This is a genomic window from Lentibacillus sediminis (assembly GCF_002763455.1).
GTDB lineage: Bacteria > Bacillota > Bacilli > Bacillales > Amphibacillaceae > Lentibacillus_D > Lentibacillus_D sediminis_A.
This window is the reverse complement of record NZ_NIXK01000002.1, coordinates 336,234-352,929: the sequence shown is the minus strand read 5'-3', so window position 1 is coordinate 352,929 and position 16,696 is coordinate 336,234. Positions and strand designations below refer to the sequence as shown.

The following is a 16,696-nucleotide window of genomic DNA, read 5'->3' as shown; positions in this document are numbered from 1 at the left end:
ACCTATCAGGAGGAGTGGCCGTGGCAGCAGAGGAAAAAGAGAAACGAAAAGTTATTGTTTTTCGGCTTGGAGACATGGATTATGCGGTGCCAATTAAACAGGTGACATCAATTGAAAAAATGCTGCCTTTGACAAGGATGCCTAAGGTCCCTGGTTTTGTTAAGGGTGTTATGAACCTAAGGGGGGTCGTAATGCCAGTTATTGATCTGCGCCTCAGGTTTGGTATGGAAGAGGCGGACCATCCCCCTTCTGCACGGATTATGATGGTCAGCTCAAAGGACAAAGAAGCCGGGTTGATTGTGGATGCTGCCAGGGATGTGCTGGACATCCAGGAAGATCGAATAGAGTATGCATCAGATGTCAATGGCTATTCAGGTCAAGAGGCGATGGAAGGTATCGTGAAGATGGAGAACCGTCTGCTCATTTTGCTTGATCTGACTGTGATTCTATCAGATAAAGTCCGGCCGACAACCATGCCGGCACTCAATCGTTAATTAAACAATATCCAAAGAGAGCAAAATAGGCATATTCAGAGAGAAGAGAAGATCAATGAAAGATAAACACATTATTAAAGTAGGAATTTCATCTGCAGCTATCGCGCATTCTCCGGACCTTTTACGAACGACAGGATTAGGTTCTTGTGTCGGAGTGGTACTGTATGATGAAGCGAACGAAAGGGCTGGACTTGCACATATTCTGCTTCCTGATTCCAGTCTTGCCAAAAGTGAGCCGATCCATATTTTCAAATATGCGGACAGTTCGATACCCTGGCTGATCGATAGATTAACAGCTGCCGGAGCCAACAGAAATGCACTAAAAGCCAAAATAGCCGGAGGTGCGCAAATGTTCCCCTCCTTCTCAGGCTCTGACACGATCCGTATCGGTGAGAGGAATATTGAAGCGGTTTCCCATTTGCTGAAAAAAGCCGCTATTACGGTAACAGGATCCGATGTTGGCGGCGTCACTGGCAGGACGATTGAATTTAACCCGCAAACACAGCAGCTGAGAATCCGGAAAATTAACGAACCAGTAATTTATATTTAAGGCTATTTTCTAAAAGATTGGGACTGCGTTTACTCGTCTCATCAAAAAGCGTTTGTTGTTTTTATTACAAAATCTATAAACTGTGACATAACTCAGTGGGGTTTATGATCGCCGCTCCGGAAATACCTTTCGCTTTCCGCGGGGGCTGGTGAGCCCCCTTGTGCTGTCGCACTTCGGGGACTCACCTAGGCTTTTCTTCCCGCAGGAGTCTCCATGTATTTCCTTCGCTGGTGGTGTTGTTTTTAAAATCAATTAAGACAGAAGCCTACACTGTTAATTGGAGTGGGAGTTAGCACGAGCCAGGGCCTGTGCAGCGGTGGTTTCCCGCGAGTAGTTAGCCGTGCCCTAAGGTGTGCGGTTGACAACAGCGGGAGTCAACCCTCAAAAGTGAATGTATGCCTTTTTAAATTTAATAAGCAGTAAAGTAACAAAGCACACCGTTAGCGGAGGAAATACCCTGAGACTCCTGCGGGATGGTAAGCATAGGTAAGACCCCGCAGCGCGTCAGCGTGAGGAGGGCTTACCAGCGCCCGCGGAAAGCGAAGGGTATTTCCGCAGCGGCGACCAGAGGTTACGACGTATTTTCCATTAACTGCGAACTAAAATAGCAACAAAACTTATGAAAAGAGCCATATTTAAGGAAGAAACCGATGGCAAGGAGGACGACTGGAATGTCCACAAAAAAATTGCTTCATGAACAAAAATTATGGGAAAACTGGATAGCAAAGGGAGATAATCAGGCTGCCAATGAGTTAATCCAGCATTACATGTATTTAGTCAGTTTTCATGTGGAACGAATCTCCAGCCATTTGCCAAACAATATAAGTAAAGAAGATATCAAGAGTCTTGGTTTATTTGGACTCTATGACGCATTAAAGAAATTTGATACAGGGAGAAACCTGAAATTTGATACATATGCTTCCTTTCGCATACGTGGAGCGATCATGGATGGCCTTCGAAAAGACGATTGGCTGTCAAGGTCAGTCAGAGAAAGAGCGAAAAAGGTGGATCAGGTTACGCAGGAACTGGAACAAACATTGAGGCGGGCGCCGACCGCTCAGGAAGTAGCAGAACAGACTGGTATGACTACAGCGGAAGTCGAAGCTGCCATGAATGATTCCCTGTTTGCCAACATTCTGTCCATGGAAGAAAAACCGAAGGATGGCAAAGGCGATAAAAAAGAAGGGATCGGCTATACAATAGCAGACAGTGCCGCACTGAGACCGGAAGAAGATCTGCTTGCCAATGAATTAAAGGAAGAATTAATTGCGGGGATTAAAATGCTGAGTGAAAAAGAACAGCTGGTAATCAGTCTTATTTATCAGGAAGAATTGACCCTTACCGAGATAGGGGAAGTGATGGGGCTGACAACATCAAGAATTTCCCAGATACATAAAAAAACGATTTTTAAATTAAGAAAAACACTGAGTAAAATTCAGGAATCGACGTAAAGGCCTTGCCAGAGAAATATTCGAATGAAAAGGGGTTATATCTGATGGTATCATTCCTCCTTATTATCAGTTTTCTGCTTCATATTGTATCACTGTTTGCCATCTTCAAGCTTTTGCAAAAGAATCAAGGAAACGGGCAGGAACAAAACGATCCTCGGGAATGGATGGAGCTTTTTGATACATATCTCAAGGAAATAAAGGAAGAAAATGCACGTTTGGAGCGGAAAATATCCGGCCGCAGCAAAGAAGAAATAACGGTGAATCCGTCTTTCTCCAGCTCTTCGGCCAAGACGGAACCCGATCAGACAGGCGGCTATTCTCCGCCTCCAATTGAGGAAAAAGATGAGGTGGAGGCCTCTTTGCAGTCACGGATTCTGCAGCTGCATCATAAAGGGTATTCTGAGACAGATATAGCAAGATTTTTGAACTGCGGAAAGACGGAAGCGGCTCTCGTTATTAAATTGCATGCATAATAACGAATTAATGCTTGATTCCATCTGCCCTATATGATATATTAATTTTTGGTGTAAACACTATTGTTTCCTGTATTAGGAAGTATAGAACACAACACACGCGCCGTAATTTGCATAACGGTTGCCGGGAACACCTGGTCATTATGCAAAAATGATCGGAGCGGAGGAAAAAAACCAAGGAGGAATTATTATGGCAGCAATATCCATGAAGCAATTGCTGGAAGCTGGTGTGCATTTTGGCCATCAGACCCGCCGCTGGAACCCGAAGATGAAAAAATACATCTTTACCGAGCGTAACGGGATTTACATCATCGACCTGCAAAAAACAGTGAAAAAGGTAGATGAAGCTTACAACTATGTAAAAGATCTGGCTGCAAACGGCGGTACGGTTCTTTTCGTAGGAACAAAAAAACAGGCACAGGACTCTGTACGCGATGAAGCGACCCGTTCTGGCATGTTTTATATCAACCAGCGCTGGCTGGGAGGCACTTTGACTAATTTCCAGACGATCCGCAAGCGTATTAATCGCCTGAAAGACATTGAGCGGATGGAAGAAGATGGAACATTTGATGTATTGCCGAAAAAAGAAGTCGTTGATTTGCTGAAAGAAAAAGACCGTCTTGTTAAGTTTCTCGGCGGAATCAAAGAAATGAACAAACTTCCGGATGCTCTGTTTGTTGTGGATCCGCGCAAAGAGCGCATCGCAATTGCAGAAGCACATAAATTGAACATTCCAATCATCGGGATTGTTGATACAAACTGTGATCCAGATGAAATCGATTATATCATCCCGGCAAATGATGATGCCATCCGGGCTGTTAAACTGTTGACTTCCAAAATGGCTGACGCTATTTTAGAAGTGAAACAAGGGGAAGAAACCGAAGAAGTTCCAGCTGCTGAAACCGAAAAAGCAGATGGACCGGAGGAAAAAGCCGAAGCTGGCTCAGAATCCCAAGCAACTGAAGCATAATTGTGAAAAAGGTGGGTGATAAAGGATAAGAGCCTTTTATCACCCTTTTTTACGAAAACCGGTGAACTCATGATTGGGACAGGCAGGTTTTCATAAAGACGAATAAGGAGGAATCACTATGGCGATTACTGCAAAAATGGTAAAAGAATTGCGTGAACAAACTGGTGCCGGTATGATGGACTGCAAGAAGGCCTTGCAGGAAACGGACGGGGACATGGAAAAAGCAATTGATTTTCTGCGAGAGAAAGGCATGTCCAAAGCTGCGAAAAAAGCAGACCGGATTGCCGCAGAAGGAGCAGCTTATGCTCTGGTGGATAACAACACGGCAGTTTTAATTGAAGTGAACTGTGAAACAGATTTCGTTGTGAAAAATGAACAATTCCAGCAGCTGCTTTCCGAGCTTGCCAAGCATATTGCTAAAGAGGAGCCTGGGACGGTGGAAGAAGCGCTTCAGCAGCAGCTTCATGGAGAAGGCGATACGCTGGAAGTTTATATTAATTCGGTTATCTCCAAAATCGGAGAGAAAATTTCGCTGCGCCGTTTCCAGCTACTCAATAAAACAGACAATGATGTGTTCGGATCTTACCTTCATATGGGCGGCCGTATTGGTGCTCTTACATTACTGGAAGGAACCCAAGACGCGCAGCTGGCGAAAGACATTGCTATGCATGCAGCAGCTGTCAATCCGCGCTATGTTTCCCGGGATGAGGTTGCTCAGGACGAAGTGGAGCGGGAACGCGAAGTACTAACCACCCAGGCATTGAATGAAGGAAAGCCGGAAAAAATTGTCGAAAAAATGGTAGAAGGACGTCTCGGCAAATTCTTTGAAGAAATCTGCCTGCTTGAACAAAATTTCGTTAAAGATCCTGATCAAAAAGTAAAAAAATATGTAAGTGATAAAGGCGCTTCTGTGAAGGCATTCGTACGCTATGAAGTGGGTGAAGGCATGGAAAAGCGTGAAGAGAATTTTGCTGACGAAGTAATGAGCCAAATTAAAAAATAAACAGGCTGCTGGATAGGGGACACGTGTTGTTCCCTATTTCTCCATCAGCACACAGCAGACAGCAGAGCCAATCGCTGTATACAAAGATTGACCAAAATTATATCAAATTTTTCTCTGGAGGTTATTATGACAACAGCTCGTTACCGCAGAATTGTTCTCAAACTTAGCGGGGAAGCTTTAAGTGGCGAACAGGGGTATGGCATTGAACCCAAAATTATCCAGTCTGTTGCCAGCCAGGTGAAAGAAGTCGCGGATCTTGGAGTGGAAACAGCGATCGTTGTCGGAGGCGGAAATATCTGGCGCGGCAAGGTTGGCAGTGAAATGGGGATGGACCGGGCTACAGCGGACTACATGGGGATGCTTGCAACGATTATGAACGCACTGGCATTGCAGGACGGGCTGGAGACGATCGGCATACCTACAAGGGTGCAGACATCCATTGAAATGCGCCAAGTTGCAGAGCCTTACATAAGAAGAAAGGCCATCCGCCACCTGGAAAAGAAACGCGTGGTGATTTTCGCTGCCGGCACAGGCAACCCATTTTTCTCTACAGATACAACGGCAGCACTAAGAGCAGCAGAAATTGAAGCAGATGTAATTCTGATGGCGAAAAATAATGTCGACGGGGTCTATACTGATGACCCGAAAATTAATAAAGATGCCGAGAAGTATGATAACCTCTCCTATCTGGAAATGCTCAATGAGGGACTTGGAGTAATGGATTCCACTGCTTCCTCATTATGTATGGATAATGACCTTCCGCTGGTCGTGTTTTCGATTACAGAAGAAGGAAATATTAAACGGGTTGTTCAAGGGGAGACCATTGGAACAACTATAAGGGGGAAATAACCATGTCAGACGCTATATTGAAAGAAGCACGTGAAAAGATGCAGCAAGCAGTGCAGGCTTTTTCCAAAAACCTGGCCACTGTAAGAGCGGGAAGAGCAAATCCAAACATTTTGGACAGTGTGTACGTTGATTACTACGGTGCCAATACACCGTTGAACCAGCTTGCGAATATCGGGGCACCGGAAGCAAGGCTCTTAGTCATCACACCATATGATAAATCTGCCCTTAGTGATATGGAAAAAGCAATTCAAAAGGCAGACCTCGGCTTATCTCCATCGAATGACGGCAATGTCATTCGGATCAGTATCCCGGCTTTGACGGAAGAACGCCGCAAAGATCTGGTGAAAGTTGTTGGGAAATATGCCGAAGAATCCCGCGTGCAAGTACGCAATAACCGTCGTGATGCCAATGATCAGCTGAAAAAAGCAGAAAAGAGCGGTGACTTGACGGAAGATGACCTGCGAGATCTGCAAAATGACGTCCAGAAGGCAACGGATGATCATATTGCTAAGATTGACCAGCTGGCAAAAGAAAAAGAAAACGAAATAACGGAAGTATAACCCGGTACTTTTCTCTACCCTGTTGAAATGTTAAAAACCTGTTAAGATACCGGCCGCCCTCTTCTTTAAGAGGGCTTTTGTGTTTTTGGCGCATAATCGTTATAATAAAGAATGGTTTTAAGTGCGTGTTCAAAAAAGAGGATGAAAAGAACCAAGATGTTCAGATCGCGGCGTAGCTTTGACGGGTGGAACGTATGCAATTAATACGTGAGTAGCGGAAAAGCAAGCCAACGAGCTTCTCGTGTGTGTGGTGATTTCTGCAGTTGGCAATTGATGTGGGCGGTTTTAGCAATCTTTTATTTGCGCCAAGTAACCGCAGGTACAGAAGTCATCCTGTGAAGTGTCATTTTCACCGGACTTTTTGAACATCATCTTTAATGGTATAATAGGGATTCATCTATACAAACGGGGTGGAATGATCATCCCCCTTCGTTCATAAAGATAGATGAATGGTTAGAATTTACGGGTATTTGGAGGACGAATGATGTCAATGAGACTTCCGTTTATGAAAAACAAACAAAAAGAGGAACCGGAACAATTGCCGCCTGAGAATGTCCCAGCTCACGTCGCGATCATTATGGATGGCAATGGACGCTGGGCCAAGAAACGGGGGCTGCCGCGGGTGGCCGGGCACAGAGAAGGCGTTACTGTGGTGAAAGAAGTCGTACGGGCAGCGTCCAAGATGAATGTGCAAATTCTTACATTGTATACATTCTCTACGGAAAACTGGAAACGTCCAAAATCGGAAATTGATTTTATTATGAAACTTCCAAAAGAATTTTTGCATGTGTATTTGCCTGAACTGATGGAGAACAATGTGAAACTGGAAACAATCGGGGACATTGACGCACTCCCGGAGCATACAAAGGAAGTCATTCTTTATGCAAAAGATAAAACAAAGAATAATAATGGATTAATCTTAAACTTTGCTTTAAACTATGGTAGTAGGTATGAAATTATGCAGGCTGTCAGGCAAATGATGACAGATGTAGACAGTGCAAAGCTTTCGATTGAAAAATTAGATGAACATACTTTTTCCAGCTATTTATACACAAAAGGTCTGACAGATCCGGATTTGCTGATACGGACCAGCGGTGAACAGCGCATCAGCAATTTCCTGCTCTGGCAATTGGCCTATACGGAATTCTGGTTTACGGATGTGCTGTGGCCGGATTTCAACAAAGATATTCTCAGACAGGCCATCGAAGACTATCAGCAGCGCAAGCGTCGTTATGGAGGAATTTAAGGTGTTGAGACGGACATGAAACAACGAACAATAACCGCCGTTTTGGCAGGGCTTGTCTTATTGCCTGCTATCATCATTGGCGGGTGGCCATTTATCCTTTTGGTATATGTGATTGCAACGATTGGGTTATTTGAGTTGATGCGCATGCATAAAGTGGCCAAGTATTCTTTGTCTTCCATTCTCGCCACTGGTATGTTATGGCTTGTGCTTTTTCCCTATCAGGATGATTTAACCATTTTCGCTTGGTTCACCCAGATGGAAATTGTCATGCTGTTTGTTCTCTTGATGCTGACTTATACCGTTCTGGTGAAAAACAAATTTACGTTTGATGATGTGGGCTTTATTATACTTGCTGTCCTTTATGTTGGGACAGGTTTCTATTATTTAATCCAAACAGAGCATGACGGACTTAATTATATTTTCTTTGCCCTATTTATTATTTGGGCAACCGACACAGGTGCTTACATATTCGGACGGCTGTTCGGGAAGAAAAAGCTTTGGCCGTGGATCAGTCCGAAAAAAACAGTAGAAGGTGCAGTTGGCGGGATCCTGCTGGCCTGTCTGACGGCGGTGATCTTTCAGGTGGTTCACCCATTTGACTACCCGATGACTGTGGTGATCGGTGCTACGATTTTGGCTTCTGTCTTCGGGCAAATTGGTGATTTGGTGGAATCGGCGTTTAAAAGACATTATGGCGTAAAAGATTCGGGAAATATTTTGCCAGGTCACGGCGGCATCCTTGACCGCTTTGACAGTTTGCTGTTTGTCTTGCCTTTATTGCATTTTATCGGTTTTATTCAGTAAAAGAAATATAATAATTTAAATAGCTTCCTGATATAAATAGAATGTACGAGTTAATGCGCACAGCTTTTGCCATTATACTCAAGTTGCGTGAAGGAAGGGGCTTCTTATGACAACAGTTATTGCGTTTATATTTATGTTCGGCCTGCTCGTGTTCATTCATGAATGGGGACATTTAATCTTTGCGAAGCGAGCGGGCATGCTTGCACGTGAGTTTGCGATCGGCTTCGGTCCAAAGGTTTTCTCATTTACCAGGAATGAGACGTTATACACGATACGGCTGATACCTGCTGGCGGCTATGTGCGTGTCGCTGGAGAAGATCCGGAAATCATTGAACTAAAGCCCGGGCATCATGTCGGGCTGGAATTTAATGATTTCGGTAAGGTAAATAAAATAATTGTCAACAATAAATCCAAACATCCAAATGCACGGATTATCGAAGTAGAGCAGGTTGACTTGGATCATGATCTGTTCATTGAAGGCTATGAGGCGGATGAAGAGGACACGAAACTCCGGTTTGAAGTAGATCCGAAAGCATTTTTTGTTATGGATGAGAGAGAAACGCAAATTGCTCCATATGACCGGCAGTTTGCGTCCAAGCGTCCCCGCCAAAAGGCGATGCAGCTTTTTGCGGGACCGATGATGAACTTTATCCTCGCCATCTTCATCTTTATCATTCTTGGTCTGGTGCAGGGTGTACCGGCCGAGCGAGCACTGATTGAAGAGGTCCTTCCTGATAGTCCGGCAGCAGAAGCTGGGCTCCAGGCAGAGGATGAGGTGATTTCAATCGAAGGTAACCCGGTTTCCACCTGGGAAGAATTTACCGCACAAGTACGGGAAAATCCAGGAGAGGAACTGGAGATGACCGTAGCAAGGGACGGGGGACAAGAGACTCTGACAGTCGCACCGGATACGATAGAGACACCACAAGGAATAACCATTGGCCAGGTCGGTGTGCATCGTGCATTTGAGAAGTCATTTTTAGGCACATTTGAATACGGCTTTAGTCAAACGATTGATACGACGAGAACGATTTTGACCAATTTAATGATGCTGATAACGGGTCAACTTCCGATTGATATATTACAAGGACCTGTAGGGATCTATAATACAACAGATCAGGTCGTGCAAACCGGGTTTATGAACTTCATGATGTTGACAGCAATTTTGAGTGTTAACCTTGGTGTTATCAACCTTGTGCCGCTTCCGGCGCTTGACGGGGGCCGGCTGATGTTTGTTGGAATTGAGGCAGTCCGTGGAAAACCGGTGTCACCGGAAAAAGAAGGGGTCTTCCACTTTGTCGGCTTCGCATTATTAATGCTGTTGATGATCGTTGTTACCTGGAATGACATACAGCGGCTGTTTCTGTAGAAAAAGCTTGGAGGATAATTTTCAGAACCCTTGTCGCAGGTGGCAAGGGTTCTCGTTTTTAACAGGATTCCGGCTGGAGAGGTGAGATGACAGATGGATATTTCAAAAAAAGAGAAAATGGACCTATTGCTGAAACAGCTGCAAGTGCCAGAGGAGTATGTCCAGGAATATTTTCAGGACAGTTATCTGGATAAACTGCAAGTCTATAAAAAAAGCAAAACCTGGCATTTTCATTTGCATGTAAAACAGGTGCTTCCGGCAGATATTTATCAGCTGCTGCAGGCAAAACTGAAAGAATCCTTTCAGCAAATTGCCGGAGTCGAGCTGACACTTAATACGGCTGATAAAGCTTGTGATGCAGAAGTGATCGCCAGTCATTGGCAGCATTTTATTCAGTCTATGACTAATTTATCTCCTGCTTATAAGGATTTGGTTTATGAGCAAGTACCCCGGGTAAACAATAATAAGATTATGTTAACTGCGAGAAATGAAGCGGAAGCGAGTGCCCTGAAAAAAAGACTGGAAGAAGGCTTTCGCCAGTATTGCAGCAAAATCGGTGCCAACGCCTACACCCTGGAAATTGATGTGAAAACGGAAGAAGCCGATATTCAGAAATTCAGGGAGCAAAAGGCGATGGAAGACAAGCAGGCAGTAATAAAAACGGTCCAGGAAAAAGAAAAGCGGGCCAAAGAGCAGCCTGCTAAAGGAAACCAGCCATTTATGCTCGGTTACAAAATTCAAGATGAGGCGATGCAAATGGAAGAGATTCTTGAAGAAGAGCGGCGTGTAACCGTTCAGGGGTACATATTTTCCGCAGAAGTACGCGAGCTTCGTTCCGGCAGAAGCCTGCTGATCATTAAAGCAACAGATTATTCGGATTCTCTGCAGATTAAAATGTTTTCCCGCGGGGATGAAGATGCTCAGAAATTTCAAATGGTAAAAAAGGGGATGTGGATCAAAGCCAGGGGAAGCATTCAGACCGACATGTACACCAATGAACTGGCTATGATGGCCAACGATATTCATGAAATAAAAGTAGCGGAGCGGAACGACGAAGCTCCGGACGATGAGAAACGTGTGGAATTGCATGCACATACCACCATGAGTCAGATGGATGCTGTCGTCTCACCGGAGGCTTTGATTGCTCAAGCGGCTAAATGGGGACATAAGGCGATTGCGATTACCGATCATGCTGGTGTGCAGGGATTCCCGGAAGCACATGCCGCAGGGGAAAAAAATGGCATTAAAGTCTTATATGGTGTAGAAGCAAATCTCGTGGATGATGGAGTGCCAATTGCTTACAACGAGGCAGACAGGGATCTTGAGTCTGGCAGTTATGTCGTTTTTGACGTGGAAACAACCGGTCTGTCTGCAGTCTATGATACGATTATCGAGCTGGCGGCTGTCAAAGTGGAGAAAGGAGAGATTGTCGACCGGTTTGAACGCTTTGCCAATCCTCATCATCCGCTTTCCCAGACAACGATGGATTTGACTGGCATCACCGATGATATGGTGAAGGATGCACCGGAAGTGGACGAGGTATTAAAAGATTTTCATGAATGGATGAGTGACAGTATCCTTGTCGCTCACAATGCCAGCTTTGATATGGGATTTTTGAATCAGGGATTTAAACGAATAGATTACCAGAAAGCAGAGAATCCGGTAATTGATACATTGGAGCTTGCCAGATTTCTTTTCCCTGAGTTAAAGAACCACAGGCTTAATACATTGTGCAAGCATTTGGATATTGAACTGACACAGCATCACCGGGCGATTTATGATGCGGAAGCAACCGGATACCTGCTTTGGAAATTGGTTCGGAAGCTGCTGGAAAAGACAATTACCAATCATCGGGAGCTTAACAATCACATGGGGGAAGGCAATGCCTATCAGCGGTCACGTCCGTTTCACTGCACATTGCTTGCAAAAACACAGGACGGGCTGAAAAATCTATACAAACTGGTTTCCTATGCTCATATTGATTATTTTTACCGGGTCCCTCGCATTCCCAGGTCCCTTCTGCAGCGATACAGGGAAGGTCTTCTGGTAGGGAGTGGCTGTGATAAAGGAGAAGTCTTTGAAACGATGATGCAAAAGTCGGCTGAAGAAGCAGAAAAGGCAGCCGAATTCTATGATTATATTGAAATACAGCCACCGGCCAATTATGCCCATTTAATCGAAAAAGATTTGGTGCAGAATGAATCACAAATTTTGGACATTCTTACCAAGCTGACCGAAATGGGCGAAAGGATGGATAAAACAGTTGCCGCGACAGGCAATGTGCATTATCTGGAAGACCATGACAGGATGTACCGGCAAATCCTGATTGCTTCCCAGGCAGGTAATCCGCTCAACCGCCAGACACTGCCGCAGACGCCTTTCCGCACGACGAATGAAATGCTGGAATGCTTCCGTTTCCTTGGAGAAAAGAAAGCTAGAGAGGTTGTCATCACCAACCCGAATACAATTGCTAATGATACGGAAGACATTTCTCCGGTGAAAGACGGACTGTTTACCCCCACCATTGAAGGAGCGGAACAGGAGATTCGCGATCTATGTTACGAGAGGGCAAGGGCTGTCTACGGAGAGAAAGTGCCTGAAATCGTAGTGGACCGTTTGGAGAAGGAACTGGAAAGCATTATCGGCAACGGATTCGCTGTCATCTACCTGATCTCGCAGAAACTGGTGAAGAAATCTTTAAGTGATGGTTATCTGGTAGGGTCACGTGGGTCTGTCGGCTCCTCGTTTGTGGCGACAATGACAGAGATTTCTGAGGTGAATCCTTTGCCGCCGCATTATATCTGTCCGGATTGTCACTATAACGAATTCATTACGGACGGGTCTGTCGGCAGCGGATTTGACCTGCAGGATAAAGCTTGTCCGGAATGCGGATCAGCCTTGACGAAAGATGGACAGGATATTCCGTTTGAAACGTTTTTAGGCTTTAAAGGAGATAAAGTTCCGGATATTGACTTGAATTTCTCCGGAACCTATCAGCCAGTTGCCCATAATTATACGAAAGAATTGTTCGGCATTGACAATGTATACCGCGCCGGAACCATCGGCACGATTGCCGACAAAACTGCTTACGGTTACGTGAAGGGGTACGCGTCCGATCATCAGCTGGTGTATAAAAATGCTGAAATCGACCGGCTTGTTCAGGGATGCACGGGAGTTAAACGAACAACCGGCCAGCACCCCGGCGGTATTATTGTTGTACCGCAAGATAAGGAAATCTATGACTTTACTCCCATTCAGTTTCCGGCAGATGACCGGAACAGCGAATGGCGAACGACCCATTTCGATTTCCATTCCATCCATGATAATTTGCTGAAACTGGATATTCTCGGACATGATGATCCGACGGTGATCCGAATGCTGCAGGATTTAAGTGGGATTGATCCAAAAACCATTCCAATTGATGATCCGGAAGTCATGAAAATCTTCTCGGGCACCGAATCACTTGGAGTTACGCCGGAACAGATTAACTGCAAAACCGGGACACTGGGCGTTCCGGAATTCGGAACCCGGTTTGTCCGGCAGATGCTTGAGGATACCAAACCAGCAACATTTTCGGAACTCTTAATCATATCCGGGCTTTCCCACGGCACGGATGTATGGCTGGGAAATGCCCAGGAGCTGATTAATGACGGAATCTGTGAACTGCCGGATGTTATCGGCTGCCGGGATGATATCATGGTTTATCTGATGCATAAGGGACTCGAAGCCTCACTCGCGTTTAAAATTATGGAATTTGTCCGCAAAGGCAGAGGGCTACAGGATGACTGGATTGACGAAATGAAAAAACACGGAGTGCCGGATTGGTATATCGAATCATGTAAAAAAATCAAGTATATGTTTCCAAAAGCCCATGCGGCTGCCTATGTGCTGATGGCCGTTCGGATTGCCTATTTCAAGGTACATCACCCGATTCTGTTTTATGCTGCTTATTTTACGGTCAGAGCGGACGACTTCGAGCTGGATACAATGATCAAAGGCTCCGCAGTGATCCGGCAGCGTATTGACAATATTGTGGCCAAAGGAAACGATGCACCGCCCAAAGAGAAAAGTTTGCTGACGGTTCTTGAGCTTGCACTGGAAATGAGCGAACGCGGTTTTTCCTTCAGCAAAGTGGATCTTTATAAATCAAGTGCCACGGAATTCATAGTTGAGGGAAACACCCTGATTCCGCCATTTAATGCAGTGGAAGGATTAGGAACAAATGCGGCGAAGGGTATTGTGAAAGCCAGAGAAGAAGGTGAATTTCTTTCAAAAGAAGATCTTCGCGAGCGCAGCAAGATTTCCAAAACCGTACTGGAATATATGGACAATCATGGCTGTCTTGACGGGATGGCGGAGAAGAATCAGCTGTCCCTGTTCTAAAACGGACCTTAAGTATGTGAGGACAGGAGTTTAAAACAGCAAAAAAACGCGTATGCTGTAGGTAGATCCCTGTTTGCCTTGCATCCATGTTATTGGTGTGATATACTTTTTTTGGTAAGAAATGATACGTTTGTGGAAAAGAGTGGGCCTGCACCCACTCTTTCTTCATACTGCCCCAGAGTTGCACCGCTCCCCTTGCCACATCTTCCGGCGGGGGTTTTGTATTGCCAGTGACTAAATGAAAAAACACGCGGTTGTTCATAATAACAGTAATAGATACAGCCTTTTAGAAGAAGGAGGATGAATGATGAGTTCCCAAGCAGTCAATACAACTGAAAGCTTGCTTGAGCCTATTTTGCAGGAAAGAAATCTTGAACTGGTGGATATCGAGTACACCAAAGAAGGGCAGAACTGGTTTCTTCGTGTATATATTGATAAAGAGGGCGGCGTGGATATTACAGAGTGCGGGGAAGTCTCCGAGGAACTAAGCGAGAAGCTTGATGAAGCCGATCCTATTAAAGAAGCATATTTCCTCGAGGTTTCCTCTCCTGGTGTAGAGCGTCCGCTGAAAACAGAAAGCGATTTGAAAGCCAGCGTCGGCCAGCAAGTGTTTATTAAGTTATATGAACCCATTGAAGGACAGAAGGAATATGAAGGACTGCTAAAAAGTTATCAAGATCAGGTGCTGACGATGGAATATAAAGTGAAAACACAGAAAAAAACCGTAGAAATTCCGTATAGCAAAATAGCAAAAGCAAGACTTGCTGTAACGTTTTAAAGGGGGAAAATAAAAAGTGAGCAGCCAGTTGTTCGACGCCATTGATCATTTGGCAAAGGAAAAAGGAATTGATAAAGATATTCTGCTGGAGGCCTTGGAAGCTGCTTTAATTTCAGCTTATAAGAAAAACTTCAAATCTGCTGGAAATGTCCGTGTGGAACTGGATGAAGAGAGCGGCAAAATGGCTGTGTTCTCCCGGAAAACCATCGTGGAAGAGGTAGAGGACGCTCAGGAAGAGATCTCCCTGGATGAAGCAAGGGAAACCAATCCGAATTATGAGCTGGAAGATGTCATTGAAGTGGAGGTTACTCCGAAAGATTTTGGCCGGATTGCCGCCCAGGCTGCAAAGCAAGTGGTGACACAGCGTGTGAGAGAGGCAGAACGCGGCGTGATTTTCAGCCAGTATGTCGACAGGGAAGAAGATGTGATGACAGGCATCATCCAGCGGAAGGATCCACGGTTTGTTTATGTCAACTTGGGTAAAATTGAAGCAAAGCTGGCGGAACCCGAACAGATGCCTACAGAAGAATATCATGTGCATGACCGGCTGAAAGTCTATGTTACGAAAGTGGAAAATACCAGCAAAGGTCCGCAGATTTATATTTCCCGTTCCCATCCAGGACTGCTGAAGCGCCTATTTGAAATGGAAGTACCGGAAATTTACGAAGGCATTGTAGAAATTAAGTCGGTGTCCAGGGAAGCGGGCGATCGTTCAAAAATCTCGGTCCATGCACCAGATCCGGAAATCGATCCGGTCGGCTCCTGTGTCGGACAGAAGGGACAGCGCGTGCAGGCAATCGTCGATGAATTAAAAGGTGAAAAGATCGATGTCGTGGAATGGTCAGAAGATCCTGTAGTGTACGTATCCAATGCACTCAGTCCATCCAAAGTGGTGGATGTGTTGGTGGATGAGGAGGAAAAAGCAACGACGGTAATCGTTCCGGATTATCAGCTTTCCCTGGCCATCGGCAAACGCGGACAGAATGCCAGACTTGCGGCTAAATTAACCGGCTGGAAAATTGATATCAAAAGTGAAACCGAAGCAAGGGAACAAGGTCTTCTTGCGGAAGAGGAAGACATTTATTACGACGAAGATGAAGATCTGTTTTAATCAGAGACAAAAAGGTTTACGCTACCCAAGTGTTATATAGAAAAAGCAATGCCTTTTTAAAGATAAGGAGGGTGTTGACTGTTGAAAAAGAAAAAAATACCGCAGCGCAAATGTGTGGTAACAAATGAAATGAAACCAAAAAAAGAACTGATCCGGATTGTGCGAAACAAAGAAGGAGAGGTTTTTGTCGACCCGACTGGCAAAAGAAACGGGCGCGGCGCTTATTTGACAAAAGATCTGGAGATCATTTCCAAGGCGGAAAAGATGGGGATTCTGGACCGACAGTTAAATACGGCCGTCGATGCCTCTGTGTATGAGGAATTAAAACAGTATGCCGGTGGAGTCAGTTATGAAAAATAATTATTTGAATATGGTCGGGCTCGCGCATCGTGCGGGCAAATGCTCCACTGGGGAAGATTCGATCCTCAAGGATATCCGGCAGCAAAATGCCAAGCTCGTGATTTTGGCGAGTGATATTGGGCCCCAGACCAAGAAGAAACTAACGGACAAATGCAAGACATACAAAATACCATATCGAATAGCAGATGATAGAGAAACACTGTCACAAGCTATTGGAAAATCCCATAGAGTAGCAATTGCTATTTTGGATGCAGGATTTGCTGCTAAGATTAAATCGTTACTCGGGTAATTAAAT

Annotated in this window: 16 protein-coding genes; all 16 read left to right on the top strand. The window is 45.0% G+C overall.

Annotated features, from left to right (window positions below; all coding sequences use genetic code 11):
- The first annotated feature begins 20 nt into the window (after window positions 1-20).
- Window positions 21-494: a chemotaxis protein CheW gene (locus CEG13_RS05860; protein ID WP_275661791.1), complete on the top strand. Its 474-nt coding sequence runs from the start codon at window positions 21-23 to the stop codon at window positions 492-494.
- 55 nt (window positions 495-549) lie between these two features.
- On the top strand, window positions 550-1,044 hold the full coding sequence (locus tag CEG13_RS05855; protein ID WP_100010939.1) for a chemotaxis protein CheD: 495 nt from the start codon (window positions 550-552) through the stop codon (window positions 1,042-1,044).
- 671 nt (window positions 1,045-1,715) lie between these two features.
- Window positions 1,716-2,495, top strand: coding sequence for a FliA/WhiG family RNA polymerase sigma factor (locus CEG13_RS05850; protein ID WP_100010938.1), 780 nt, complete (start codon window positions 1,716-1,718; stop codon window positions 2,493-2,495).
- A 44-nt stretch (window positions 2,496-2,539) separates the two neighbouring features.
- The gene (locus tag CEG13_RS05845; protein ID WP_100010937.1) at window positions 2,540-2,968 is read left to right on the top strand and encodes a DUF6115 domain-containing protein; all 429 of its coding nucleotides are present in this window, start codon (window positions 2,540-2,542) and stop codon (window positions 2,966-2,968) included.
- A gap of 190 nt (window positions 2,969-3,158) precedes the next feature.
- Window positions 3,159-3,938 (top strand): 30S ribosomal protein S2, encoded by a 780-nt coding sequence (gene rpsB / locus CEG13_RS05840; RefSeq protein ID WP_100010936.1) that lies wholly within the window; start codon window positions 3,159-3,161, stop codon window positions 3,936-3,938.
- Window positions 3,939-4,056: 118 nt separating this feature from the next.
- The gene (gene tsf, locus CEG13_RS05835) at window positions 4,057-4,941 is read left to right on the top strand and encodes a translation elongation factor Ts (RefSeq protein ID WP_100010935.1); all 885 of its coding nucleotides are present in this window, start codon (window positions 4,057-4,059) and stop codon (window positions 4,939-4,941) included.
- A gap of 126 nt (window positions 4,942-5,067) precedes the next feature.
- Window positions 5,068-5,790, top strand: coding sequence for a UMP kinase (pyrH, locus tag CEG13_RS05830; RefSeq protein WP_100010934.1), 723 nt, complete (start codon window positions 5,068-5,070; stop codon window positions 5,788-5,790).
- A 2-nt stretch (window positions 5,791-5,792) separates the two neighbouring features.
- Window positions 5,793-6,350, top strand: coding sequence for a ribosome recycling factor (gene frr, locus CEG13_RS05825; protein ID WP_100010933.1), 558 nt, complete (start codon window positions 5,793-5,795; stop codon window positions 6,348-6,350).
- Between the two features lie 484 nt (window positions 6,351-6,834).
- Entirely contained in the window at window positions 6,835-7,596 is a 762-nt protein-coding gene (locus CEG13_RS05820; protein ID WP_100010932.1) for an isoprenyl transferase, read from the top strand.
- A 15-nt stretch (window positions 7,597-7,611) separates the two neighbouring features.
- On the top strand, window positions 7,612-8,400 hold the full coding sequence (locus CEG13_RS05815; protein ID WP_100010931.1) for a phosphatidate cytidylyltransferase: 789 nt from the start codon (window positions 7,612-7,614) through the stop codon (window positions 8,398-8,400).
- A 106-nt stretch (window positions 8,401-8,506) separates the two neighbouring features.
- The gene (gene rseP, locus CEG13_RS05810; RefSeq protein WP_100010930.1) at window positions 8,507-9,769 is read left to right on the top strand and encodes an RIP metalloprotease RseP; all 1,263 of its coding nucleotides are present in this window, start codon (window positions 8,507-8,509) and stop codon (window positions 9,767-9,769) included.
- Window positions 9,770-9,862: 93 nt separating this feature from the next.
- Window positions 9,863-14,152 (top strand): PolC-type DNA polymerase III, encoded by a 4,290-nt coding sequence (locus CEG13_RS05805; RefSeq protein WP_100010929.1) that lies wholly within the window; start codon window positions 9,863-9,865, stop codon window positions 14,150-14,152.
- A gap of 307 nt (window positions 14,153-14,459) precedes the next feature.
- Entirely contained in the window at window positions 14,460-14,930 is a 471-nt protein-coding gene (gene rimP, locus CEG13_RS05800; RefSeq protein ID WP_100010928.1) for a ribosome maturation factor RimP, read from the top strand.
- Between the two features lie 16 nt (window positions 14,931-14,946).
- Entirely contained in the window at window positions 14,947-16,041 is a 1,095-nt protein-coding gene (nusA, locus tag CEG13_RS05795) for a transcription termination factor NusA (protein WP_100010927.1), read from the top strand.
- Between the two features lie 78 nt (window positions 16,042-16,119).
- Window positions 16,120-16,401 (top strand): RNase P modulator RnpM, encoded by a 282-nt coding sequence (gene rnpM, locus CEG13_RS05790; RefSeq protein WP_100010926.1) that lies wholly within the window; start codon window positions 16,120-16,122, stop codon window positions 16,399-16,401.
- Window positions 16,391-16,690, top strand: coding sequence for a L7Ae/L30e/S12e/Gadd45 family ribosomal protein (locus tag CEG13_RS05785; protein ID WP_100010925.1), 300 nt, complete (start codon window positions 16,391-16,393; stop codon window positions 16,688-16,690). The genes rnpM and CEG13_RS05785 overlap by 11 nt, the downstream gene beginning before the upstream one ends.
- The last annotated feature ends 6 nt before the right edge of the window (window positions 16,691-16,696 follow it).

Bases quoted from the DNA above. Each gene is read 5' to 3' on its own strand.
- CEG13_RS05855 (WP_100010939.1), top strand. From the start codon at position 550: ATGAAAGATAAACACATTATTAAAGTAGGAATTTCATCTGCAGCTATC.
- CEG13_RS05850 (WP_100010938.1), top strand. From the start codon at position 1,716: ATGTCCACAAAAAAATTGCTTCATGAACAAAAATTATGGGAAAACTGG.
- CEG13_RS05845 (WP_100010937.1), top strand. From the start codon at position 2,540: ATGGTATCATTCCTCCTTATTATCAGTTTTCTGCTTCATATTGTATCA.
- rpsB (WP_100010936.1), top strand. From the start codon at position 3,159: ATGGCAGCAATATCCATGAAGCAATTGCTGGAAGCTGGTGTGCATTTT.
- tsf (WP_100010935.1), top strand. From the start codon at position 4,057: ATGGCGATTACTGCAAAAATGGTAAAAGAATTGCGTGAACAAACTGGT.
- pyrH (WP_100010934.1), top strand. From the start codon at position 5,068: ATGACAACAGCTCGTTACCGCAGAATTGTTCTCAAACTTAGCGGGGAA.
- frr (WP_100010933.1), top strand. From the start codon at position 5,793: ATGTCAGACGCTATATTGAAAGAAGCACGTGAAAAGATGCAGCAAGCA.
- CEG13_RS05820 (WP_100010932.1), top strand. From the start codon at position 6,835: ATGTCAATGAGACTTCCGTTTATGAAAAACAAACAAAAAGAGGAACCG.
- CEG13_RS05815 (WP_100010931.1), top strand. From the start codon at position 7,612: ATGAAACAACGAACAATAACCGCCGTTTTGGCAGGGCTTGTCTTATTG.
- rseP (WP_100010930.1), top strand. From the start codon at position 8,507: ATGACAACAGTTATTGCGTTTATATTTATGTTCGGCCTGCTCGTGTTC.
- CEG13_RS05805 (WP_100010929.1), top strand. From the start codon at position 9,863: ATGGATATTTCAAAAAAAGAGAAAATGGACCTATTGCTGAAACAGCTG.
- rimP (WP_100010928.1), top strand. From the start codon at position 14,460: ATGAGTTCCCAAGCAGTCAATACAACTGAAAGCTTGCTTGAGCCTATT.
- CEG13_RS05785 (WP_100010925.1), top strand. From the start codon at position 16,391: ATGAAAAATAATTATTTGAATATGGTCGGGCTCGCGCATCGTGCGGGC.